The 22,561-nt window shown below is 53.7% G+C and carries 22 protein-coding genes; 7 read left to right on the forward strand and 15 right to left on the reverse strand.

Annotated elements, in window-relative coordinates; genetic code table 11:
• Window positions 1–188: 188 nt before the first annotated feature.
• From V4835_RS14415 to icd, 3 genes are all read right to left on the reverse strand, one after another.
• Window positions 189–434 (reverse strand): YmjA family protein, encoded by a 246-nt coding sequence (locus tag V4835_RS14415; protein ID WP_331412561.1) that lies wholly within the window; start codon window positions 432–434, stop codon window positions 189–191.
• A gap of 74 nt (window positions 435–508) precedes the next feature.
• The gene (locus tag V4835_RS14420; protein WP_063142860.1) at window positions 509–856 is read right to left on the reverse strand and encodes a DUF1304 domain-containing protein; all 348 of its coding nucleotides are present in this window, start codon (window positions 854–856) and stop codon (window positions 509–511) included.
• A gap of 77 nt (window positions 857–933) precedes the next feature.
• Window positions 934–2,184: an NADP-dependent isocitrate dehydrogenase gene (gene icd / locus V4835_RS14425; RefSeq protein WP_131634330.1), complete on the reverse strand. Its 1,251-nt coding sequence runs from the start codon at window positions 2,182–2,184 to the stop codon at window positions 934–936.
• 117 nt (window positions 2,185–2,301) lie between these two features.
• On the opposite strand from icd, the gene rluE reads away from it, so the two are divergent.
• The 6 genes from rluE to V4835_RS14455 all read left to right on the forward strand — a co-directional run bounded on the left by rluE (window position 2,302) and on the right by V4835_RS14455 (window position 7,724).
• Window positions 2,302–2,955, forward strand: coding sequence for a 23S rRNA pseudouridine(2457) synthase RluE (gene rluE, locus V4835_RS14430; protein WP_023311239.1), 654 nt, complete (start codon window positions 2,302–2,304; stop codon window positions 2,953–2,955).
• 9 nt (window positions 2,956–2,964) lie between these two features.
• Window positions 2,965–3,438: an NUDIX hydrolase gene (locus tag V4835_RS14435; RefSeq protein WP_033145233.1), complete on the forward strand. Its 474-nt coding sequence runs from the start codon at window positions 2,965–2,967 to the stop codon at window positions 3,436–3,438.
• A 40-nt stretch (window positions 3,439–3,478) separates the two neighbouring features.
• Window positions 3,479–4,591, forward strand: coding sequence for a tRNA 2-thiouridine(34) synthase MnmA (gene mnmA, locus V4835_RS14440; RefSeq protein WP_032657963.1), 1,113 nt, complete (start codon window positions 3,479–3,481; stop codon window positions 4,589–4,591).
• 27 nt (window positions 4,592–4,618) lie between these two features.
• Complete coding sequence (gene hflD, locus V4835_RS14445; RefSeq protein ID WP_013097081.1) at window positions 4,619–5,248, forward strand: high frequency lysogenization protein HflD; 630 nt, start codon at window positions 4,619–4,621, stop codon at window positions 5,246–5,248.
• Window positions 5,249–5,267: 19 nt separating this feature from the next.
• Complete coding sequence (gene purB, locus V4835_RS14450) at window positions 5,268–6,638, forward strand: adenylosuccinate lyase (RefSeq protein WP_331412562.1); 1,371 nt, start codon at window positions 5,268–5,270, stop codon at window positions 6,636–6,638.
• 408 nt (window positions 6,639–7,046) lie between these two features.
• Window positions 7,047–7,724: an SOS response-associated peptidase gene (locus V4835_RS14455; protein ID WP_331412563.1), complete on the forward strand. Its 678-nt coding sequence runs from the start codon at window positions 7,047–7,049 to the stop codon at window positions 7,722–7,724.
• Window positions 7,725–8,639: 915 nt separating this feature from the next.
• Here the strand turns inward: V4835_RS14455 and V4835_RS14460 are convergent.
• The 3 genes from V4835_RS14460 to V4835_RS14470 form a co-directional block, all read right to left on the reverse strand.
• Window positions 8,640–9,908 (reverse strand): Y-family DNA polymerase, encoded by a 1,269-nt coding sequence (locus V4835_RS14460; RefSeq protein ID WP_331412564.1) that lies wholly within the window; start codon window positions 9,906–9,908, stop codon window positions 8,640–8,642.
• A 2-nt stretch (window positions 9,909–9,910) separates the two neighbouring features.
• Entirely contained in the window at window positions 9,911–10,330 is a 420-nt protein-coding gene (locus V4835_RS14465; protein WP_331412565.1) for a translesion error-prone DNA polymerase V autoproteolytic subunit, read from the reverse strand.
• Between the two features lie 196 nt (window positions 10,331–10,526).
• Window positions 10,527–11,786 carry a phage tail fiber protein gene (locus V4835_RS14470; RefSeq protein WP_331412566.1) on the reverse strand — a complete coding sequence of 420 codons (1,260 nt, stop codon included), beginning with the start codon at window positions 11,784–11,786 and terminating at the stop codon, window positions 10,527–10,529.
• Window positions 11,787–11,912: 126 nt separating this feature from the next.
• Between V4835_RS14470 and V4835_RS14475 the strand changes: the two genes are divergently transcribed.
• Window positions 11,913–12,275, forward strand: a complete 363-nt coding sequence (locus tag V4835_RS14475) for a hypothetical protein (RefSeq protein WP_331412567.1) — start codon at window positions 11,913–11,915, stop codon at window positions 12,273–12,275.
• Here the strand turns inward: V4835_RS14475 and V4835_RS14480 are convergent.
• From V4835_RS14480 to V4835_RS14520, 9 genes are read right to left on the reverse strand one after another with little or no spacing between them, the layout of a single operon-like run.
• Window positions 12,240–12,881: a hypothetical protein gene (locus tag V4835_RS14480; RefSeq protein ID WP_331412568.1), complete on the reverse strand. Its 642-nt coding sequence runs from the start codon at window positions 12,879–12,881 to the stop codon at window positions 12,240–12,242. The genes V4835_RS14475 and V4835_RS14480 overlap by 36 nt on opposite strands.
• A complete protein-coding gene (locus V4835_RS14485; protein ID WP_064503110.1) occupies window positions 12,878–13,180 on the reverse strand; it encodes a hypothetical protein in 303 nt (100 codons plus the stop codon). The genes V4835_RS14480 and V4835_RS14485 overlap by 4 nt, the downstream gene beginning before the upstream one ends.
• Window positions 13,174–16,650, reverse strand: coding sequence for a host specificity protein J (locus V4835_RS14490; protein WP_331412569.1), 3,477 nt, complete (start codon window positions 16,648–16,650; stop codon window positions 13,174–13,176). Before V4835_RS14490 ends, V4835_RS14485 begins: the two co-directional genes overlap by 7 nt.
• Window positions 16,651–16,691: 41 nt before the next feature.
• Window positions 16,692–17,309, reverse strand: a complete 618-nt coding sequence (locus V4835_RS14495) for a tail assembly protein (RefSeq protein WP_202075534.1) — start codon at window positions 17,307–17,309, stop codon at window positions 16,692–16,694.
• Window positions 17,302–18,021 carry a C40 family peptidase gene (locus tag V4835_RS14500; protein WP_331412570.1) on the reverse strand — a complete coding sequence of 240 codons (720 nt, stop codon included), beginning with the start codon at window positions 18,019–18,021 and terminating at the stop codon, window positions 17,302–17,304. The genes V4835_RS14495 and V4835_RS14500 overlap by 8 nt, the downstream gene beginning before the upstream one ends.
• 2 nt (window positions 18,022–18,023) lie before the next feature.
• Window positions 18,024–18,761 (reverse strand): phage minor tail protein L, encoded by a 738-nt coding sequence (locus tag V4835_RS14505; protein WP_016063063.1) that lies wholly within the window; start codon window positions 18,759–18,761, stop codon window positions 18,024–18,026.
• A 55-nt stretch (window positions 18,762–18,816) separates the two neighbouring features.
• Window positions 18,817–19,155: a phage tail protein gene (locus V4835_RS14510; RefSeq protein WP_001704112.1), complete on the reverse strand. Its 339-nt coding sequence runs from the start codon at window positions 19,153–19,155 to the stop codon at window positions 18,817–18,819.
• Entirely contained in the window at window positions 19,152–22,289 is a 3,138-nt protein-coding gene (locus tag V4835_RS14515) for a phage tail tape measure protein (protein ID WP_079231971.1), read from the reverse strand. Before V4835_RS14515 ends, V4835_RS14510 begins: the two co-directional genes overlap by 4 nt.
• Complete coding sequence (locus V4835_RS14520; RefSeq protein ID WP_237772133.1) at window positions 22,273–22,545, reverse strand: phage tail assembly protein T; 273 nt, start codon at window positions 22,543–22,545, stop codon at window positions 22,273–22,275. Before V4835_RS14520 ends, V4835_RS14515 begins: the two co-directional genes overlap by 17 nt.
• Between the last annotated feature and the right edge of the window lie 16 nt (window positions 22,546–22,561).

The following is a 22,561-nucleotide window of genomic DNA, read 5'->3' on the forward strand; positions in this document are numbered from 1 at the left end:
CTCATATTTTGGTTAAAAACGTGAAATTATCCTTACTATTCCCAGTGGTACTCTTTTGTCTGACCGTTATTTTAGCGCTGTTTATCGACGCCCCCGCTTCACATATTCTGCGGAAAAAATGCATGTGGTCCGATAGCGTGATGCTGAGCTGTATCGCAAAGCATCAGCATAACGGTTTTTGAAGCAGACTATTCATTTCCCCACTGATTGAGGAAATTCGCAATATCATCAATGCGACCCGCAAGGATCCCGGCCTCAGCGGCCATCTCCTGCTGAGCCTCCTCGCTGATCTCCTCATTATTCGATAAACGGATGAGCAGCAGCTGGAAATAATGCGCCAGCGCGTCGCGCTCCGACTCCGCGACGGGCTCAGCGGTTTCCGTCGCATACTCATCGGCAATGTCATAATATTTCAGTGGGATATCGTTGTTCATAACTGTCTCGTCGCTAACCTGTAAGGGTAAAGCCATGATTATATCGGACGCCTTACCTCAACCAAAGCATTGCTTCAGATGAGTAGCGCAAGCAGCGCTGCGAGCGCGGGCACGGCCTGTACATACAAAATTTTTCGGCTGGCGGTGGCTGCGCCAAAGAGCCCGGCAATTAACACGCAGGTCAGGAAGAAGATGGCCACCTGAATACCCTTTTCGCCGAGCCACAGGCTCCAGAGCAGACCTGCAGCCAGAAAACCGTTATACAGCCCCTGATTCGCGGCCAGCACGCGGGTGTCGCGCGCAAAGTCGGGACGCAGATTAAAGGCCTTATGCCCTGTTTTGGTATTCCACAGGAACATTTCCAGCACAAGAATGTAGAGATGGATGAGTGCAACGACAGCGATAAGGACAGTGGCTAACATCGTGTTGTCTCCCGCAGGCAGAGGCAAAAAAAACGGGAACCCTCAGGCCCCCGCTCTTGTTTAACCCAGATTCTGGATTACATGTTCGCGATAATCGCGTCGCCAAACTCTGAACATTTCAGCAGCTTAGCGCCTTCCATCAGACGTTCGAAATCGTAAGTTACGGTTTTCGCGTTGATCGCGCCTTCCATACCTTTAACGATCAGGTCTGCGGCTTCGAACCACTCCATATGGCGCAGCATCATCTCTGCGGACAGGATGATAGAGCCTGGGTTCACTTTGTCCTGACCGGCGTATTTTGGTGCAGTGCCGTGGGTCGCTTCGAACAGGGCGCACTCGTCACCGATGTTCGCGCCAGGGGCGATACCGATACCGCCAACCTGAGCGGCCAGGGCGTCAGAGATGTAGTCACCGTTCAGGTTCATACAGGCGATTACGTCGTATTCAGCAGGACGCAGCAGGATCTGCTGCAGGAACGCATCGGCGATCACATCTTTAATGACGATCTCTTTGCCGGTGTTCGGGTTCTTGATCTTCTGCCATGGGCCGCCGTCGATCAGCTCGCCGCCGAACTCTTCGGTCGCCAACTGGTAGCCCCAGTCTTTGAACGCGCCTTCGGTGAACTTCATGATGTTGCCTTTGTGAACCAGGGTCACAGAGTCACGGTCGTTGGTGATTGCATATTCGATGGCTGCACGCACCAGACGTTTAGTACCGTCTTCAGAGCACGGCTTGATGCCGATACCGCAATGTTCAGGGAAGCGAATTTTCTTCACGCCCATCTCTTCGCGCAGGAATTTAATCACTTTTTCTGCGTCAGCAGAGTCCGCTTTCCATTCGATACCCGCGTAGATGTCTTCTGAGTTTTCGCGGAAGATAACCATATCGGTCAGTTCCGGGTGCTTAACCGGGCTAGGGGTGCCCTGATAGTAACGAACCGGACGCAGACACACGTACAGGTCCAGCTCCTGACGCAGTGCCACGTTCAGGGAACGGATACCGCCGCCAACTGGCGTCGTCAGTGGGCCTTTAATAGCAACGCGGTAGTCGCGGATCAGGTCCAGCGTTTCTGCTGGCAGCCAGACGTCCTGGCCATAAACTTGAGTAGATTTCTCACCGGTGTAAATTTCCATCCAGGAAATTTTACGCTCGCCTTTGTAGGCTTTCTCAACAGCGGCATCAACCACTTTCAGCATCGCCGGGGTAACGTCTACACCGATACCGTCACCTTCGATGAACGGGATAATCGGATTGTGAGGAACGTTAATCTTGCCGTTTTGCAGGGTGATCTTTTTACCTTCCGCCGGAACAACTACTTTGCTTTCCATTAACCTCTCCTTCGAGCGCTTCTGGTTGTTACTGATCTTATGTTAATAAATTGTAATGAGCCCTTCGATAGTACCTGATTGTCCTGCGCCATGAAAGGTCTTCGTTATTAGGCTATAATGCGGCAATTGATAACGCCTGAAAATACCATGAAGAAAACTTCTTTTACAAAACACCGGGTTGAGCGATTCAGCTCGCGACAAGCCGCCAGAAGACCGCAGGAAACCCAGCCGAAGCGGGTCATTTTGTTCAATAAACCCTACGATGTTTTGCCGCAGTTTACCGATGAAGCCGGGCGCAGCACGCTGAAGGACTACATCCCCGTTCAGGGCGTCTACGCAGCCGGGCGTCTGGACCGCGACAGCGAAGGCCTTCTGGTCTTAACCAACGACGGCGCTTTACAGGCGAAGCTCACGCAGCCCGGAAAACGCACCGGTAAAATTTACTTCGTACAGGTGGAAGGCGAGCCGGATGACGCGACGCTGGCAGCGCTACGCAGCGGCGTGACGTTGAACGACGGCCCAACCCTGCCAGCAGGTATTGAACGCGTGAATGAACCGGAGTGGCTGTGGCCGCGCAATCCGCCGATTCGCGAACGCAAATCCATTCCGACAAGCTGGCTCAAAATTACCCTTTATGAAGGCCGCAACCGCCAGGTTCGCCGCATGACCGCGCACGTCGGCTTCCCTACCCTGCGTCTGATTCGCTACGCCATGGGCAGCTACACCCTGGAAACGCTGGCAAACGGCGAATGGCGCGACGTTACCCCTTAAGGAGTCCCTATGTTTAAACCTCATGTCACGGTTGCCTGCGTGGTCCACGCCCGGGGTAAATTCCTTGTAGTCGAAGAGAGCATTAACGGCAAAGCGCTGTGGAACCAGCCTGCCGGACACCTTGAAGCCAATGAGACCCTGCTGCAGGCAGCGAAACGCGAGCTGTGGGAAGAGACTGGCATCCACGCTGAACCCCAGCACTTCATCCGTATGCACCAGTGGATCGCGCCGGATCACACCCCGTTTCTGCGCTTTTTATTTGCCGTTGAGCTTAGCGAAACGTGCGCCACAGAGCCGCAGGATGACGATATCGACCGCTGTCTGTGGGTCACTGCCGACGAGATCCTAAACGCGCCAAACCTGCGCTCGCCGCTGGTTGCGGAAAGCATTCGCTGCTGGCAGTCTGCCGGTCGCTTACCGCTGGATGTTATCGGCGCATTTAACTGGCCGTTTACAGAGGGTGTCAATGGTGGGGGGGCGTGATAGAATACGCCGCCTTGAAGTTCAATGTCGTGAGTATTCCATGTCAGATAACAGCCAGAAAAAAGTGATCGTCGGCATGTCCGGCGGTGTCGATTCCTCCGTTTCCGCCTACCTGTTGCAGCAACAGGGCTATAAGGTGGAGGGCCTGTTCATGAAGAACTGGGAGGAAGATGACGGCGAGGAATACTGCACCGCCGCTGCGGATCTCGCCGACGCGCAGGCCGTATGCGATAAGCTCGGCATTGAACTGCACACCGTTAACTTTGCCGCAGAATACTGGGACAACGTTTTTGAACTGTTCCTGGAAGAGTACAAAGCCGGCCGCACGCCAAACCCGGATATTCTGTGCAACAAAGAGATCAAATTTAAAGCCTTCCTGGAATTCGCCGCGGAAGATCTGGGCGCAGACTACATCGCGACCGGTCACTACGTGCGTCGTGCAGACGTGAATGGCAAAAGCCAGCTGCTGCGCGGTCTGGACGGCAACAAAGATCAGAGCTATTTCCTCTATACGCTGAGCCACGAGCAAATCGCCCAGAGCCTGTTCCCGGTCGGCGAGCTGGAAAAGCCGCAGGTGCGTAAAATCGCCGAAGAGCTGGACCTGATCACCGCGAAGAAAAAAGACTCTACCGGTATCTGCTTCATCGGCGAGCGCAAATTCCGCGATTTTCTGGGTCGTTACCTGCCTGCACAGCCGGGTAAAATTGTCACCGTCGACGGTGAAGAGATTGGCCAGCATCAGGGGCTGATGTACCACACCTTAGGCCAACGTAAAGGGCTGGGTATCGGCGGGACCAAAGAAGGTAGTGAAGATCCATGGTACGTCGTCGACAAAGACGTCGAAAACAATATTCTGGTTGTTGCCCAGGGTCACGATCATCCGCGTCTGATGTCCGTTGGCCTTATCGCGCAGCAGCTGCACTGGGTCGATCGTGAGCCGCTGAAAGGCACGCTGCGCTGCACGGTGAAAACCCGCTACCGTCAAACCGATATTCCTTGCACTATTACCGCGCTTGATGACGATCGCATTGACGTGCGTTTCGACGAGCCGGTCGCCGCCGTCACTCCGGGTCAGTCCGCTGTCTTCTACAGCGGTGAGATCTGCCTGGGCGGCGGGATCATTGAACAGCGCCTGCCGCTGCCTGCTGTTTAATACGATTGCACACATAAAGGAGACCGTGTGGCGAAGAACTACTATGACATCACCCTGGCGCTGGCGGGAATTTGCCAGTCAGCCCGTCTGGTGCAACAGCTGGCGCATCAGGGTCATTGCGACGCTGATGCCCTGCACGTTTCACTGAACAGCGTTATCGATCTCAACCCCGGCTCGACCCTGGGCGTGTTCGGTGGCAGTGAAACCAATCTTCGCCTCGGTCTTGAAACCCTGCTTGGCGTGCTTAACGCCAGCAGCCGTCAGGGATTAAACGCGGAGCTGACCCGCTACACGTTGAGCCTGATGGTGCTGGAGCGTAAGCTGAGCGCAGCAAAAGGCGCGCTCAATACTCTGGGCGATCGTATTGCCGGGTTACAGCGTCAGCTCGACCATTTTGACCTGCAGTCCGAAACGCTGCTCAGCGCCATGGCCGGCATTTATGTCGACGTCATCAGCCCGCTGGGCCCGCGTATTCAGGTCACCGGATCCCCTGCCGTGCTGCAAAGTCCGCAGGTACAGGCAAAAGTGCGCGCGTCCCTGCTGGCAGGGATCCGCGCCGCCGTGCTGTGGCACCAGGTTGGCGGTGGCCGCCTGCAGTTAATGTTTTCTCGTAATCGCCTGACCACTCAGGCAAAACAAATTCTTGCTCATTGTTAACCTCCCGGAGTTGCGAATTATGGAATTATCCTCACTGACCGCCGTATCCCCTGTAGATGGACGCTACGGCGATAAAGTCAGCGCGCTGCGCGGGATCTTCAGCGAATATGGTTTGCTGAAGTTCCGTGTTCAGGTTGAAGTACGCTGGCTGCAAAAGCTGGCCGCCCAGGCAGCAATCAAGGAAGTTCCTGCTTTTGACGAAAAGGCAAACGATTACCTTGATAAAATCGTTGCTGAGTTTAGCGAACAAGACGCCGCGCGCATTAAGACCATTGAACGCACCACCAACCACGACGTGAAAGCGGTTGAGTATTTTCTGAAAGAGAGAGTGGAAAGCGTCCCTGCGCTGCATGCCGTGTCTGAGTTCATTCACTTCGCCTGTACCTCTGAAGACATTAACAACCTGTCACATGCGCTGATGCTCTCCACCGCGCGCAAAGAGGTGGTGCTGCCCTACTGGCGTAAAATCATCGACGCGGTAAAAGCGCTGTCCGTGGAATACCGCGACCTTCCGCTGCTCTCCCGTACCCACGGCCAGCCAGCCACCCCATCCACGATGGGTAAAGAGATGGCGAACGTCGCGTACCGTATGGAGCGCCAGTACCGTCAGCTTGAGCAGGTTGAGATCCTCGGCAAAATCAACGGCGCGGTCGGTAACTATAACGCCCACATCGCCGCTTATCCGGAAGTGGACTGGCACCAGTTCAGCGAAGAGTTCGTGACCTCTCTGGGCATTCAGTGGAACCCGTACACCACGCAGATTGAGCCGCACGACTATATCGCCGAGCTGTTTGACTGCATCGCGCGCTTCAACACCATCCTGATCGACTTCGATCGTGACGTGTGGGGCTACATCGCCCTGAACCACTTCAAGCAGAAAACCATCGCCGGTGAAATCGGCTCTTCCACCATGCCGCACAAAGTAAACCCAATCGACTTCGAAAACTCCGAAGGCAACCTGGGCCTGGCGAACGCCGTGCTGCAGCATATGGCGAGCAAACTGCCGGTATCCCGCTGGCAGCGCGACCTGACCGACTCCACCGTACTGCGTAACCTGGGCGTGGGCATTGGCTACGCGCTGATCGCGTATCAGTCCACCCTGAAAGGCGTGAGCAAACTGGAAGTAAACCGTGACCGTCTGCTGGACGAGCTGGATCACAACTGGGAAGTGCTGGCGGAGCCAATCCAGACCGTGATGCGCCGTTACGGCATCGAAAAACCGTACGAGAAGCTGAAAGAGCTGACCCGCGGCAAACGCGTTGACGCCGAAGGTATGAAGCAGTTTATCGACGGTCTGGCGCTGCCGGAAGAAGAGAAAACGCGCCTGAAGGCGATGACCCCGGCGAACTACATTGGCCGCGCCATCACCATGGTCGACGAGCTGAAGTAACGCCCCTCTCCCCCTTTTCGCCCGAAAAGGGGGATGCTTTTCCCCGGTTTACTCAATGTTTATCCCCACAACAACATAATCAGCGTTAGACTGTTTGGTAGAAATCACACTCACCATGAAATCAGTAACTTAATTATTATTCAGCGACTTACAAAAACCACTGTGTGGACTTTATCGGACAATATAGGTCGTTTTAACGCCCCAAATCATGCCCCCGGCTCAATTTTGCCCCCAAATTTGCCCCAAAATTCACCCTTTTGCGTAGCTCCTTCCAGTTTCACAACGTATCGCTTTATGCCTCTCTTACTGATCAGCATAATGGCCTCGAATCCGTTTGTAAGATTTAACCAGCGCGCGCTACTTTTTCTCCCTGCCCTATACTTTCAGTCTGACTGACTGGAGATTTCTATGTGTGGACGTTTTGCACAAGCCCAAACCCGTGAAGAATATCTGGCTTACCTGGCCGATGAAGCAGATCGTGACATAGCCTATGACCCGGAACCTATTGGCCGGTACAACGTGGCGCCAGGTACTAAAGTCCTGCTGCTGAGCGAACGCGACGAGCAATTACACCTCGATCCGGTATTCTGGGGCTATGCGCCCGGGTGGTGGGATAAGCCGCCACTGATTAACGCGCGCGTCGAAACTGCGGCCACGAGTCGAATGTTTAAATCTTTGTGGCAGCATGGCCGGGCGATCTGCTTTGCAGATGGGTGGTTCGAATGGAAGAAGGAAGGCGACAAGAAACAGCCCTACTTTATTCACCGCGCTGACGGTCAGCCCATTTTTATGGCAGCGATCGGCAGCACGCCGTTCGAGCGTGGAGATGAAGCAGAAGGTTTTCTAATAGTGACGTCTGAAGCTGATAAAGGTATGGTCGACATCCACGACCGCTGGCCGCTTGTTCTGTCACCAGAAGCCGCCAGGGAATGGATGCGTCAGGATATAGGCGGGAAAGAAGCTGAAGAGATTGCAGCTGACGGTGCAGTGCAAGCAGACAAGTTTATCTGGCACGCGGTATCGCGCGCTGTGGGTAATGTTAAAAATCAGAGGCCGGAGTTAATCGAGGCAATAAATGCAATATAATCGAACGAAAAAAGAAATAAAATGATTTTATGCTCAAATCCATAAATCTCCATTGACATTATACACCACGTCACGTTACATATATTGAGCATTCCTTATAAATTACAACAGCAATGACATAACCACCCAAAACACAGGGAAGCCAGAACATATTTTCTACTGAATACAATAAAGCCAATATAAACACCTGAGAAAATATTAACTTTTTTAGTTTATTCATCATAGCTAAAGCGCGCCCCCACTTCACCACTCCCAACGTAAGAATTCGCAAGACATTAATATCATTGATATTGGTATTTTAGAATGATATTCCCCTAATTATTCCTATTGATCGACATCACCTAACCAATAACGATTAGTCAAGAATTATTAACTTTTACCCCCCCTCAAAAATAAAGAAAATAGTCCAGCAGTCATTATAACTATATTGTTCTTCATTTGGGGGCGATGTCCCCCTTTTTTAGTTTACATTGAGCTTGCAGTAACATAATGATCACAAAACCATAAAGAAGGCACAAATAATCATTGATAAAATAGAATGTGGTGCCGGGTGCCTCCCGGTGTTTCTCTTCCAGTCTCAAGAAACGCGAGCATACTGCAAAATCTGACTGTTCGCCCCTCCGCTTAGGGGGATTCACCACATATTTAAACTATTAGATTTACGAAATCTAGTCAAAAAAAATAAGCATTATGCCTTCAGTCTCAATCATACATAATTATCTTCCGGGCTAAACATGCAATTTTTGGCAGTTTAAGTATACGATGAAAAAAACCCGCCATTACAAGGCGGGGTACTGAAGGTTCAGAAAGGTTGTGTACCATAGCATTGCTTAGATTCAAGCATTTTGAGGCTAGTATAATTTTTTATTCTTTGCCAGGACTTAAAATTTTTGTATCGCTACTAAACGATTGCAATTATCTAACTACTGGCAGATCTGTTAGTCGAGTCGTATATCGAGGAGATAACATTTCACGCTTCATCTGCCACTGCTGCTGTATTCCCTGCCCGGCAAAGTAGAGAGTTCCTTTACCCTCTTTCGCGTTCAGGTGATCGAGCACCTCCATCAACCTTTCACTACCGGACCGCGGCGCGTTATCGTCAAAAAGGTTGAGCTGTGCCACGCCCAGGCTGAAGAAGTCACCTAGCATGATTCCGGCCTTCTGGTAACGGTGTCCGTCTTTCCAGATTTTGTCCAGGCACTTTACCGCGGCGTTGATGATGTCGCGGGAATCATGTGTTGGAGTGAGAAGCTTCATTGACGCACTGTTGCCGTAATATGGCTCATTCAGGGCAAAAGGTGACGTCTTCACGAACGCCGAGATAAAACGGCAATACTGATGCTCACCGCGTAGCTTTTCTGCACCTCGGGCCGCATAACTGCAAATCGCCTGGCGCATCTGCTCGTATTCTGTAATGCGTTCGCCAAAAGACCGGGAACAGACAATCTCCTGTTTTGCAGGTGCGAACTCCTCCAGATCCAGACATGGTTCGCCACGCAGCTCCCGGACAGTTCGCTCCAGGACGACGTTAAAATGCTTTCGAATAATCCACATACTCTGCTCAGAGAGGTCCAGAGCCGTTTTGATGCCCATGGCGTTCAGCTTCTTGCTGATGCGCCTACCGACGCCCCATACATCCTCTACAGGTACCAGGGCAAGGAGTCTTCGCTGGCGATCGATATTGGACAGGTCCACTACCCCGCCCGTTTGCCGCTGCCATTTCTTCGCGGCGTGGTTCGCCAGCTTCGCCAGTGTCTTCGTCTGGGCAATGCCTACCCCGACCGTCAGATGCGTCCGCTTCAGAACCGTAGCGCGGATCTCTTTGCCGAACTCCGTCAGGTTCCGGCAGTTGCGAACACCTGTCAGGTCGCAAAAAGCTTCATCGATACTGTAAATTTCAACGCGGGGGCTCATTTCCTCAAGCGTCGTCATTACCCGATTAGACATGTCAGCATAGAGCTCATAGTTGCTGCTTAAGCAAACAACCCCAGCGCGCCGAAATAAGTCCTTTTGCTTGAAGAAAGGCTCTCCCATTGTAATTCCAGCGGCCTTGGCCTCGGCGCTGCGTGCGATTACACAGCCATCGTTATTCGAGAGAACGACAACCGGGCGCCCTCTCAGGTCAGGCCTGAATACGGTCTCGCATGATGCGTAGAAAGAATTCACATCACAGAGCGCATACATATTCAGCTCGCCGATTTTACGATGAAAGTAACAACGCCAAACACGTCCAGCGTGTCTTCACTGCCAACAACAATCGGACTATAGGCGCTATTCATAGGATTGAGCTGCACAGTCGGTCGAAGCTGCAGGCGTTTAACAGTGAATTCCCCTTCTACTGCGGCGATGACAATGTCACCGTGCTCAGCCGTGCGCGAACTATCCACCACCAGCAGATCGCCGTCACTGATCCCGGCCTCAATCATTGAGTCGCCTGCAGCTTTAACGAAATATGTCGAGCTCGGGTGAGCAACAAGTAACTCATTGAGATCGATGCGCTGTTCAACGTAATCAGCAGCGGGGCTCGGGAAACCACACTGAACTAAGTCTCTGAAAAGCGGGAGAGCGATAATTTCTCGCAGTTCTGTTGGCCTGATGAATTCCATTGCACATACCTCGAATGCTGTTTTTATATACAGTAGTTTTATTTGTAAGTGTCCGCAAGATACAGGCCCAACCGTCACTGCTTAAAGCTTCGCCGTTTCGTTTCTAAGTTTCTCTCTCGTTTCGAATTATGAGTTTTGTAAATTTTTTACTCGTAACCATTCCTGAACAGATTTAAACCAGTATTTTTTCGGTCCCTTATTCACCTTCATCTGCAGTCATGGCCAACTCCGCCGCGGTCATTCTTTGGTTGTACAGAGAGTCGACAGGCATTTCGACACGGACGGACAAAAACTGGTCGCGGGGAATATCGACCGGCTCCCCCTCGCTAATACCCTGTATTTCGTTCCTGGCGAATGCAGGCGCGCCGGGATGTGTTCGATGATAGGTTTTCACCAGGATAGAACCATCCGCGTTAACCTCATAATCCAGCCAGATAAGCGGCTGCTTGTTGCGGTCGGTGGGGATATCAAAACCGCCATCAATGCCACCCCAGGCGGCATCAGAATTCAGCCCCTCACACCCTTCAACAAGATATTTTCCTGTAGCCAGACGGGTTACAGTGCAGCCATCTGATTCATCATTAGTCTGGTATGATCCATCCGAAAACACTTTAACCACAGGCGATGCTGCTTTGAGCGTGCCATCGCTGGCTCTGGTGGTATTGCCCGTGGTGTAAGCCTCATGATATGACCAGGACGAGCCACTGTAATATGAGAACCAGGTTCTCCTGAGTGAATACGACTGGTGAATACGGGTTGGCCTGTTCCCCCTGTTAATGGTCAAAGTTGTCAGATCCGCTGAAACACCAATTTCAGAGTACCCATCCCCTGCAGAACCATAAAATCCTGATGGGGTACTGCCATCTTGTAAGCGGATACTTGCTCCGCTAGGAAATACAGCCCCCACACCAAAATCACCAACGGAAAGCATATCTCCGGAGGTACTGTAGGCGTTCCTCGTGGCGCTACTTCCCAAACCGAGTTTTGTGCGAGCGTCTTCCACCTCCGTTGCGCCAGTACCGCCCTGGTTAACCGGCAAAGCTCCGTTGCTCCCCTTCTGCAGTAATTTCCCAATTGCCGGGATTGATAAACTGGTGCCATTGATCGTGACGGTGATGCTCTGGTTTGCTGAGGTAGTGGCGAACGTCTCCCATGCGCCAATATTCTCGTCATACTCTTTGATGAGCTGCGACATCGCCTGCGCCAGCCCATCAACCGAGATAATGTCAGATACAAGAATTCCATACTTCTGGCCGCTCAGCGCAGGGGAAGCAGCAGGCGTAACCGTCATTGACGTGGCGCTGTTCACGGATGAGATCTGGAACAACTGCACCGGGTTAGACATCACGATAATCGTTTGGCCAGCGCGAACCTGGCTGGCGGGTGCCGTCCAGTTTGTGCTGGTGCCGGTTGCAGTATTTCCGTTAATAGCGATGGTGCCGGTGTTATAAAGCATGAACTACCTCACGATAATAACGATCGTTAAAAACGATCAATCGTGAAAAATTGATCGCCCATATCAATCTGACTATTTTTTAAACTCAAATAAAATGGAGGTTCCCGCATAAACAGGAATGTTGAAATGAAATTTTTATTTGCTGCAGCACTTTTGCTGTTGGCTGGATGTACGAACAAACACACAGATAACGCATTCCAGATGGACTATCCCATTGATGCCGCTCGTTTATCGCTGGGTGGTGATATTCACGTTAATATTGACTGCGCCACCAGAGAGGTGGAAGTTATTTCAGACAGCAGCAACGGGATATTCAGCCGACATATTAATAAACGATTAAATAATATTTGTTATAAAAAAACGGATAAGCTGGATGTGGTTTATCGCTTCAATTCAGCAAAAGGCGTAAAACAAGATATGATCGCGACTCATTACCCGCGCGTTCCTCCCGTATCAAATGCCAACAAACTGAGCGATGGGGATTCTTAGGCCCCGCCCCTGAAACGTCTGGCTCCAGCTGCGCTGGTTATTTGAAATGTATCTGCCCTGCAGCTGAGAGCCAGTCCATTTGATCACCACACCTGAATACCCGACAACCGTACCATCATCGCTGAGGTTTCCCGGGCAGTTGTTTACCAGAATCCAGGGGTTGAAGTTTAAACTGACTGAAAAGGTATTGTTCTGCAGGTCATAGTTCGCTGGTACGTCAAAGAACCCAACGACTCTCGGCATCTTAGAGGCTGATGCTGCGCTCCAGATAAGGCTGCCAGCACTGTCAAACACATCGAGATAACCACTCTGCAAGCCAATATTTCGCGCAGTTCGGATCATGCTACCAGCATTATCTTCAAGCATATCAGCACCAGGAAACCCGTATTTGTTCGTGCCAAGCTGCAGCCACCTTAAACGGCCGTCATTCCAGAATGACTGCTGCGTAAAGCCGAGAGTACTACCATCACCAAACGGGCTGTTAACGCGGTAGGCGCCTTTATCGGTGACGGCGCCCAGCGTGCGCTGATCATAAAACAGGGTCGATCTGTTTTGTGAATCCACCAGCAGTTTTCCGTCGCTGTTGTAAACTTCGAATCCGCTCATTGAAAGTTATAAACCTCTACATTGAGAGTGATTGCGGCACTTCCACCCGTGGGGAGATAGTAGAGAGTAAAGCCGCCGTTATAAGCGCGGCAAAAATACTCGTTTACAGTCGCGCCAGTGGAAACGATGGTGACAAACGTCCCGTCCTGCGTTGCGCCAGAAAAGGCGACATTTTTTGACGTCTCTCCTGAAGCAAGCGAAACCGTTGCGCTGCCCATGTAACGGATCGCGTAATCGCTTAAATCCACTGCAACCCGACCTGCACTGTCCCAGCACTGCAAACCCTGTGGCATTACCATAACCCCATTCTGACGCGCAGCACGTTGTTGCTGTCATAGATACGAATGAGAGTGCTCGATATCAGCATCCTCCCGCCCCCGGCCACGCCGTTGATTTCGAACGTTCCCTCTTTATCAAGCTTCCAGCCAGCAGATCCAGCCACATAGTTATTCGACTGGATATAGTTGCCGATTTTGGCGTTCTCAATGGTGCCGTCCTGGATGAAGCTGGCCCGGATGAATGTCTGCCCGTTCTGGATCACGAACGGCAAAGCCACGCTATTTCCGGCTGCCGTGGTGACGGCGAAGCGATCAGCCAGGAAGATAACCTGCGACTGCATGCCGGATGGCGTATTCTCAACACCGATCCCCATCCCCGCGGCGTAATACTGCCCATTGCTGGAGACACCAACCTTGATGTTGTACATCGCACTTAGGTTACCGTTTACATCTGCGATAGCCTGTGCGTTGACGTTTATCGCGGCACTGTTTTCGCCAGATTTAACAGTCAGGGTGTTAATTTTTGTCGCCGATGCCTGTGTGAAATCAGCAAGTGTTTCTGTCAGGTCTGTTGAGTTAGAAATATTGCCACCAGCTTCTGCATCCAGCGTGACCAGTGCGCGTGCTACCGCCTGGCTGGCATCGGCAATGGTAGTATCAACACGGTCTATACTGGCGCTATTCCCAGCGTTGGTTGCTGTCTGGGAACGACGACTGACAACCTGCGCCAGCCCATTCTGGATAATCGCGATTGCCGAGTTCTTCACGCCTCCCGTCATGTCGTCCATAGACACAGAAATCTCGTCTATCTTCACTTCGGCCTGCGCCACCCCGTCAGCGTTCTCCTGGATGTCTTTCGCCTGCTGCTCGAGTACGTCGGCATGGTTTTTGATTTCGTCAGCCATGCCAGCAATTTTTTCGTTGCTGTCCACCGCGTTCTCGAGAAGGTCTTTGAACGTGTCGGAATCTTTCATGTCCTCCAGAATGTCATTCGTTATTTCACTAACGTCTATCGAGGACGTGCCCATGATCCAGTCGGTCCAGTCCCCGGCATTACCGATACGGTCAATCAGGCGCGCGCGGTACCACTGGCGAACGCCGGCAGGCATGGGGCCATGCTGATAATCTGCCGCCGGGTACGGCACCAGGACCAGCAGTTCAGGATTGGCGTAGTCGGCAGTTGTGGCGCGCTGAATCTCCGTATAGGCCGTGTCGCCTGAGCCATCCGGAAATTTCCAGGTCAGGTCGATATGCCAGACCACATCTTCGGTCGCCAGGAAGTTGAGCGGAGTACCCGGTTTTCCCGTTTTACCGGAGAGATAAGTTGTTTCACCGTATCCCCATGGTGACGACGTATCCTGCGCATTCAGCGCCCGGACGCGCACGTCATAGCCGCCCGAATAAATGCCCTGAACCGAGAAACCCTGCGCGCTGGTAACCGGAACGTTTATCCAGTCCCCGTTGTCCTTACGCCACTGGGCTACATACCGGATTGCGCCCTCTACCTTATCCCATGACACGTCCAGGCTTGCTACCGTCAGCCCCTGAGACACATGATCGCTCTCAGTCACCACGATATTCTTCGGAGCAGGCAGGACGCTTATCGGCGTGACGGTGATCGGGGGCGACTCGACCCGAACGCCGTCATCGATGTAACGATATTTGTTTGGATCGTGCTGAACGGCCGTAATAGTGAAACCGCCTGTGCTGTCGTCGTTAGCCGCGATTGAGGTGACCCTGAAGTACTGTATTGCGAGGTTATCACTGTCTATTGCCCAGACAGCGCCCGCCACAGGAACCTGACTGAATGCCGTAGCCACCGTCACCGTTTTTTTATCGGCGCTCACCGCGCTGATTGTCCGCGTCTGGGCTTTTCCGTCGGGAAGGTTAACCACCAGCCGGTCTTTCGCCGCGTAGTCTATTTCTCGATCAAGGGTAATCTGGCGGCCGTTGACCGCGCTTATGCGGCCCCCATTCTCCTTACCGGAACGGAAAGGATCGGCGACACCGATAATTTCAGCTGGCAAAGGGATATAACCGTCCAGCCCCACGCCAAACGATACGGTCCCGTCTTTGGCATTGGAGAGCAATACCCAGCGACCGCGTCGGTGCGCTTCACTTTGCGAGGTACAGCCGATTGCGGTCAGGGACGTCTGCCGGACGTCGTAACGTTCTACAAGCGCCGAATCATAGACCCCCTCAACGGTATCGCTGTAATGGTTCTGCGGATCGGACCAGGACACCAGGCAGGAGCTGTAGCGATTTTTGTATGAGCCACCCGCATAAGTAAACAGCCCATCGATAACGTTTGAAACGTTATAAACCCAGTCAACATCGTCCTGCGGGACGTCTGCCTGGACATAAATCTGATCGTTGCCCCAGAACGTTATTCCACGAAATACCGCGGCGAGATCGTTAAGTACCTGCCAGGCATCCTCCTGGCTCTGAATGAAAACGTTGCAGGTGAAACGCGGTTCGGTGCCACCGGCCCCGTCGGAAACCATTTCGTCACAGTACTGGGCGATTGAATACAGCGCCCACTTATCCACCATGGACGCATCCACGCGCGTGCCCATGCCGTAAATTTCATCCAGAACCAGATCGTAAAAGATCCAGGCGGGGTTATTGGACCAGGCCATTTTGAAACCGCCGGACCATGAGCCAGAATAGGTTCGGGTTATCGGATCGTAATTATCCGGAACCTTTATCAGCTTGCCCTTTATCTTACAGGTCACCTTCGGCGCGCTGCCGTTGAACTGGCTGCTGTCCACTTCGACATACAGTAGCGCGGTCAGAGGATAACGAAGCTTGCTGTCGATGACTTCCGCATACGAAAACACCTTGAAGGCGTTAACCAGTTTCGAATTGGATCCGCTGGCATCAGCCGTAATACGCCTGACCCTGACAGACCAGCCGGACGTGGATTTTGGCAGATCGATACGGTGGTCACGCTGATATTCCGTCGTGGTCTTTCCGTCAAACTTGCCGTTTACAACCGTTTTCCAGGCGCCGCCATCCGTTGATAAATCGATCGCATACTCGGTGGCCGTGCCCACCATATCGCCGTTATCTTTATAGAGATACTGGACCGGAAGGCTGAGCTTGATGCGGATGGCATCCAGGAAAAGATTGGTAAACTGGCGTGTCCATGGCGCGTTGGTGGTGACAGTTGTGCCCACCGCCAGCTCGTTATCGACCTGGGGCATCCCGGCAATATAGGTCTGGTCCTGTGTGCCCTTCCGGAACTCCCATTTCACGCCGCTGAAGTTGTATTCCCCGCTGTCGTTTGCCAGCGGCGTATCGTTGAGAAAAATATTCTGAGCGGTCAGGTCGCCCTGTATTTCCCCCTCAGAAACGGCAATGAGCATTTTTAATTTTGCGACCGACAGCAGATCGTCAGGTTGCTCAACCGGAGTATGGGCGCTCCCACCGCCACCTTTCGCACCCTGTATGATGGTTTCTTGTTTAAGAAGCTGCATTTTTTTACCCATAAAAAAGGTGCCGAAGCACCTTTAAGTTAGTGGCCGCTGGCCTACTGCTGATCGCTCGAGTACATACCGGCGCTGACTATCGCTCCCCCTGCCTCGATCAGACCGTAGGCCAGGGGGACAGGATGCCCCATAGCGACCGTATTAACCGGCGCCCCGAAGGCGTAGTTAGGCGTGTTGTCCGTGCTGGAGGATTTACCCGCGCCGAAGGATGGCTGGGGCGTGAGCATCTGGACAACGCCGCCCAGCATCATTGATACCCCAACCCCGGTCAAAATTGACGTGGCGCTGATGGCTGTTGCACTCATCGCCGCCCCCCAGGCAGCCATACTCGCACCCGCGGTAAAGAATGCAGCGACCAGCGCAACGGCACCGACAACTATCTGCAGGACGCCCGAACTTTTGGCCCCCTCATAAATGGGCACGATCCGGTACACGCTTCCACCGCGTGTCATATCAAACTCTTCCAGCCCGATATTGTTGTCACCGTTAAAAAAGGCGAAACGGATCCCCTTCATATGAGCTTCCGACATATATTTTTTGAATCCGGGAACCTGCGAACACATGGCCCTGAGCATTTCGCGCAGATCGGCAACATCAAACTGAACGCGTTTACCGAATTTTTTAGCCATTTTCCCTTCGAGAATAAGCGTCTTAACCATGCATTCTGTCCTTATGCCTGACCACCCGGACCGTTCTGTCGCGATAATATTTTCCATAAGGCGTGCGCGAAGAAAGATGTCCGAACAGATGATGGAGAATGATGTTGTCACCCACATATACCGCGGCGTGATTAGTCACCGATGCCTGCACACTCATCATGATGATGTCACCGGGCTGCATTGCACCGGCGGCAATCTCAACAAATCCCTCACGCTCCCAGTTGTCGTCGTAGAGCCGCTCCTTGCCGCTCTCCCACCATTCGTAAGGTACCGAATAGTTCCCGAGTCCAATGCCATATTCGCGCAGATAAAATTCACGGATAAGCGACCAGCAGTCCGCGTAACCCAGTACCCACTGCCGCCCGGCATAATCCCGGTCTTCACGCGGGGAAATCGTACAAAAATCCCCGTCCGGCCAGGACATGATCCCCCACTCAATACCCGACCAGTCGCACTGGATCCGGTCCAGCTCCGAGGGCACCAGCCGAACCACATCCGGATGGGAATGAATGAGCATGATGATCTCACCGCGCGCGCGTGCTGCGAGTTGGTCTTCCGGGGAGAGCGTGAATGTCTCCTCAGGTTTATCGGCAATGTTGCGGCAGGGAATAAAGATTTGCTGCTGGCCTGACTGAACAATCAGACCGCAGGCTTCTTTGGGGTATTCAGCAGCGACGTGCTGACGGATATCATCCAGCAATTTTTCACGCATCTTTATTTCCCCTGCAGGTTGGCGGCCGGAAAACCGCCGAACGGCAGCGGCGCGTCCGGGCCGTGACGATCCTGACAATCCTGCCGGCGGCCGCCACAAACATCTTTCGACGGGTCATCGGTCGGTGTACCGTCTTTGGTAAAGTATTTCGTGCCGTTGTAATCGCATCCGGTCCCGCTTCGGTACCAGCCCCTCATACACCAGGTGCAGACAGGCGTAATCTGCCGTGTCGGCAGCTGCAGGCTCTGAATATCGAAAGGAGAACACAGCTCGAAATCAACCTGTACCCGCGTCTCTGCGGTTTTAGCATTGACGTAAAAGAGCTGAACGCGCTCATCGGCCGGGCTGGCACCCGGATTACCGTTTTTCCAGTTGGCAGCATCGAGATACTTCGAAAGCGTGGTATGGATTTTGACCTTAGCCCTGACCATATCGTCATATTCAAGACACAGCGCGGTGACATAGTTTCCGACGTTCCCGACGGACAGCGTGGGCGTTGGCTGGGAACCTGTACTCGATAACTCCATCCCCTTCAGTTCATAGGGATGGGGATCGTACTGGTTTCCCTGCCAGATAATGGCGGGCAGATTTTCTGCGGCGAAGGCTGCCCACCCCTCTTCCTGAATATTGTGCGCATGAAAACGCAGCACCTGATCCATTCCGAATTCAGTGCCGTCGATCTCAATCAGCTGAATAACGCTGCCGGGCTCAAGCTGTTGGATGTCTGCCGTAAAACTCATACTCCCCCCATAAAAAAAGCCGCCCGGAGGCAGCTTTCAGTGTTTGTCGAGAAAATCAGGGCGCGAACGCCTGTTCAAAAGTGAAGGCCACAGTGGCTTTTTTCCCGGTAGGGAAAGAAACGCTGAACGAATCGGCCTTCATTCTGAACAGCTTTTTTTCACCCCATGGAGTGGTCCACCAGAACGATTTAGTAACGTGAGACATCAGAAAAGCGCGCAGCGCAGCCGCCTCCTGTCTGGTGCCCGTCCAGTCCAGGTTCCACGTTTCCTGTTTGTCGTTGATCCCCATCCCTGCTATCTGTTTGTAGCCATCCCCGAACTGGGCCTGCAGCGTTCGGGCTGTTTCAGTTCCCTGCGCTGTTTTTCTGGTGCGCCAGGTAAACGTGTCTGTCACGGTGTCCTCCTCGAATAAAGCACGCCGCCTGCGGACATTTCTTTTTTCAGTCGCTCGGTGATTGTCTGCTGAACAATCGCCTGCAGCTGTTTCGCCGTCCCCGTGGCGTTCGCCTGATTTATGCTCCCGTCACTCCCCTGCTGGCTGATGCTGACTGGGGCATAAACACTGATCCCGCCCATGCCAGCACCGGCTGCGCTATCGCCGCCGACCAGACCACCCGAGGCATACCCGCGCATCAGGCGATAGAGATTAGCCACGCCGATGCGGCTGGTTGATTCTTTGGTGAAGACGAATTCCCCGCGGTGAACGATACCGGCTGGCTCGTACTTGCCGCCGTGCCCGGTAAAACCGCCCACGTCAAAACCCTGTGGCCGGTATGACGGGACCGCGAATGACTGACCTGCAGAGGAGGTTTTCGCCCCGCCGCTAACCCAGCCCATTGCGCTCTGGATGGTGTAAGCCACCAGCAGCTGGTTGATAACGGACACTATCATTTTTAGGATCGAGCTGGTGAAGTCCCTGAAGCTCGCCTTCCCGGTTGTCGTCAGGCTGGTAAGCTGGCCCGCCAGCCCGCTGAACGTAGCCTGCGAAATCTGCTGAACAGAGCTGAAAACGTTTGTCGCTGAATCCTGATATTCAGCCCAGCCCTGTTTTGCTCCGGCCAGCCAGTTCGCGCGCAGCGCATCTTCAGCCTCAAACGTCGCCCTTTGCTCTTCCAGAACCTTTTGCTGCGCCTGAGGGTTGTACGAATAGCTCTCGCTGAGACGCTGAATCGTAGTTTGTCGCCCGGCTTCCCGGGTGGATACCCCCTCAGACTGAGCCTGCAGGCCCGCCCTGGCGGCTTTTTGCTGCTGCTCAAACTTCACGGCCTGATCGGCCAGCTGGTTGAGCTTTTGCTGGCTGGCAACCTTATCGCCCAGATCGGCCAGCTGCCGCTTGTACTCGAGCGTTTCTTCCTTGTGCGCCAGCAGGGATTTTTCCTGCGCCGTAAGCTGACGACGCCCCGCGGCCTCTTGCAGAACGGTGAACTGATTTTCAGTCTGCCAGAGATCCTGACGCTGTTTGCTTATGACGTCGTTCACGCTGGTATGCTGCTCAAGCGTTTTAAGCTGGGCCTGAAGGGTGAGAAGTTCGGCCTGCGCCTTTTCCTCGGCTTTATCCCCGGCGGGCGTTGAGTAGCTTTTGCCTTTCGGCGTTTTTGGATCCTTCCACTGCTTTTCAATCCCGGCGCGGGCAGCGGCAATGTCCTTTTCAGTCCACAGCGTGGCGACACCGTCTTTCGCATCCTGGCGGTTTTTCTCAATAAGCTGACTGAGCTTTTTCTCTGCTGAAGCCCGCTTTTCTGCCGCCGTCGCGCCGGACTCCACCAGCTGGTTAAACTGCTGCTGGTTGCGGATTGCCTGAGCCTGCTGGTCCGTCCGCATTTTTTCCCGCGCGGCTGCCAGCCCTTCCTGGGCATATTGCTGATCGGCAAGATCGTAAGCCTGCTTTTTCAGCTCCACCTGCTGGCGCGCGTTTCTCAGCCTTTCCGCATCCGCTTTCTGCAGAACGTTGTTACCGGCATAATCCGGGTCAACTTTAAGATTGCTGGACAGCGCGCGGTACTCTTTCTCTGCTGCCTGCCATTCAGCAAAAGAGTCCTGGCGCTTAATCGCGGAGTCAGGATTACGCCCTATGCCAAGCATCGCATCCCATGCGCCGGAGGCGGCATTCTTCACCCAGTTCCAGGCTTTTTCGAGGGAGCCAAGATTATCCTCGACCGCCCCGGCGCGCTGAATGACCGCGTCGGAATATGCCCGTATGGCCAGCTCGGCAGCTTTCTGCGAATCCCCCAGCGCCTGAGCAGAAGCTATCTGTTCATACTGGGTGGCCGTCAGAAAGTGAAGGGAATCGTTGAGCGTAGCGACCGCGTTAACCGGATCATCCTTCAGGCGTTTAAACTGATTTATGGTTTCGTCGACGGCCTGCCCGGTAGCCTGCTGCAGCCTGGCGGCAACATTGCTGACCATGCTGACGTCATTCCCGCTGAACGCACCGCTTCCAACGACCTGCGCCAGCACGCCTGCAGCGGCATGCTGCGTGATGCCATTACCGGCCAGCGAGCGGGCCAGCGCCTGAAGCTGCCCTGACGTTTTCCCCGCGTAGTTCCCGGTCAGGATCAGCTGCCTGTTAAATTCCTCAGACTCTTTGCTGCCGTCATACCAGGCCTTACCCAGCCCGAATACCGCCGCGGCAATCCCACCAACCAAGCCGGCGATCCCCAGGCCGCGCAGCGACAGCAGCTGGTCTATCCATCCTGCCCGGTTCGCCAGCGTGATCCCGGAGCCGCGCAGCGCACCGAAGTTACCGCGCATGACCTCGCCGATAAGTACCCCCAGTTCCTGCCGGGCAGCAGCACTTTGCAGCCCCAGACCGTGCGTGGCCACTTTGGCAGCTTCAAGTTTGCGGATATAGACCTCAGCCGCATCGCTGGCACCGACCTGCGCCGCCTTCATGCGCAGCAGCTCGGTACCGGAGAGCTTTTGCTCTGCAACCTGTTGCTTCAGCTGGCTGAGGAATCGCGTGCGCGCTACGGCCGATTTTTCCTCCACGATCTGCAGTTCTTTTTGCCGGGCCGTGGTGCGGGAAATAAGGGCGAGATAATCCTGCTGGGTTATGTTGCCCTGTGCCCTCGCTGCGCGAAAGCGCGCCTGCACGTTCGCAAGCGACTGTGTTTCACCATTGAGCTGGCGAACGCCGTCAATCTGGCGGAAAAATGATGCCGCCAGTTCATCCTGTCGACGGGCAAGCGCTGCGGCCTGCCCGTCATTCTCACGCATGCGCTGATTAAGTTCGGTCACGCGGCGGTGAGTTTCATCAACGGACCTGGAAACGTTCTGCCAGTCTTTGGTCAGCCCTTCCGTTGCGGCCGACTGGCGGGATTTCATATCTGCGGCAGCCGCCGCGCCAGCGTCGCCCACGGTTTTAAACGCAGCCGCCTGCCGCTCGGAAGCGCGCTGCATTCGCGTCTGGACTTTTTCAGAGTCCTCAGCCATCCCGGTTAGCTGGCCCTTTATGCGGGCAACCTGCTCACTAAACGTGGCGCTGTCGACGTCAAGGTTGATGACCAGATCGCTAATCTGCTGGGCCATATCGGATACCTCCTGTTATCCCCTCAGCAGCGGCCATCAGCGCATCATCATCCGGCTCGTCATCGCTGATGACGATACCGGAAGGAGAAAGCAGGCTGAAATGTGCGGGGGTAAGTTCCGGGTCGCGGAAGAAAAGAGTGGAGATGGAATAAAGCAGCTCTGAGAAATGCGCATCGAGCTGCGCGTCCTGAAAATAATGCTCCAGGTAGAACTGGTGCCAGTCGCCCAGCTCACTGGAAGTCATTCCAGCCAGCATGGCGCGCCAGTCGGGT

Origin of the sequence: Enterobacter cloacae complex sp. CARB60, assembly GCF_036487345.1 — a bacterium.
In the GTDB taxonomy this organism is placed as follows: domain Bacteria; phylum Pseudomonadota; class Gammaproteobacteria; order Enterobacterales; family Enterobacteriaceae; genus Enterobacter; species Enterobacter asburiae_D.

Bases quoted from the DNA above. Each gene is read 5' to 3' on its own strand.
- V4835_RS14415 (WP_331412561.1), bottom strand. From the start codon at position 434: ATGAACAACGATATCCCACTGAAATATTATGACATTGCCGATGAGTAT.
- V4835_RS14420 (WP_063142860.1), bottom strand. From the start codon at position 856: ATGTTAGCCACTGTCCTTATCGCTGTCGTTGCACTCATCCATCTCTAC.
- icd (WP_131634330.1), bottom strand. From the start codon at position 2,184: ATGGAAAGCAAAGTAGTTGTTCCGGCGGAAGGTAAAAAGATCACCCTG.
- rluE (WP_023311239.1), top strand. From the start codon at position 2,302: ATGCGGCAATTGATAACGCCTGAAAATACCATGAAGAAAACTTCTTTT.
- V4835_RS14435 (WP_033145233.1), top strand. From the start codon at position 2,965: ATGTTTAAACCTCATGTCACGGTTGCCTGCGTGGTCCACGCCCGGGGT.
- mnmA (WP_032657963.1), top strand. From the start codon at position 3,479: ATGTCAGATAACAGCCAGAAAAAAGTGATCGTCGGCATGTCCGGCGGT.
- purB (WP_331412562.1), top strand. From the start codon at position 5,268: ATGGAATTATCCTCACTGACCGCCGTATCCCCTGTAGATGGACGCTAC.
- V4835_RS14455 (WP_331412563.1), top strand. From the start codon at position 7,047: ATGTGTGGACGTTTTGCACAAGCCCAAACCCGTGAAGAATATCTGGCT.
- V4835_RS14460 (WP_331412564.1), bottom strand. From the start codon at position 9,908: ATGTATGCGCTCTGTGATGTGAATTCTTTCTACGCATCATGCGAGACC.
- V4835_RS14465 (WP_331412565.1), bottom strand. From the start codon at position 10,330: ATGGAATTCATCAGGCCAACAGAACTGCGAGAAATTATCGCTCTCCCG.
- V4835_RS14470 (WP_331412566.1), bottom strand. From the start codon at position 11,786: ATGCTTTATAACACCGGCACCATCGCTATTAACGGAAATACTGCAACC.
- V4835_RS14475 (WP_331412567.1), top strand. From the start codon at position 11,913: ATGAAATTTTTATTTGCTGCAGCACTTTTGCTGTTGGCTGGATGTACG.
- V4835_RS14480 (WP_331412568.1), bottom strand. From the start codon at position 12,881: ATGAGCGGATTCGAAGTTTACAACAGCGACGGAAAACTGCTGGTGGAT.
- V4835_RS14485 (WP_064503110.1), bottom strand. From the start codon at position 13,180: ATGGTAATGCCACAGGGTTTGCAGTGCTGGGACAGTGCAGGTCGGGTT.
- V4835_RS14490 (WP_331412569.1), bottom strand. From the start codon at position 16,650: ATGGGTAAAAAAATGCAGCTTCTTAAACAAGAAACCATCATACAGGGT.
- V4835_RS14495 (WP_202075534.1), bottom strand. From the start codon at position 17,309: ATGGTTAAGACGCTTATTCTCGAAGGGAAAATGGCTAAAAAATTCGGT.
- V4835_RS14500 (WP_331412570.1), bottom strand. From the start codon at position 18,021: ATGCGTGAAAAATTGCTGGATGATATCCGTCAGCACGTCGCTGCTGAA.
- V4835_RS14505 (WP_016063063.1), bottom strand. From the start codon at position 18,761: ATGAGTTTTACGGCAGACATCCAACAGCTTGAGCCCGGCAGCGTTATT.
- V4835_RS14515 (WP_079231971.1), bottom strand. From the start codon at position 22,289: ATGGCCCAGCAGATTAGCGATCTGGTCATCAACCTTGACGTCGACAGC.
- V4835_RS14520 (WP_237772133.1), bottom strand. From the start codon at position 22,545: ATGCTGGCTGGAATGACTTCCAGTGAGCTGGGCGACTGGCACCAGTTC.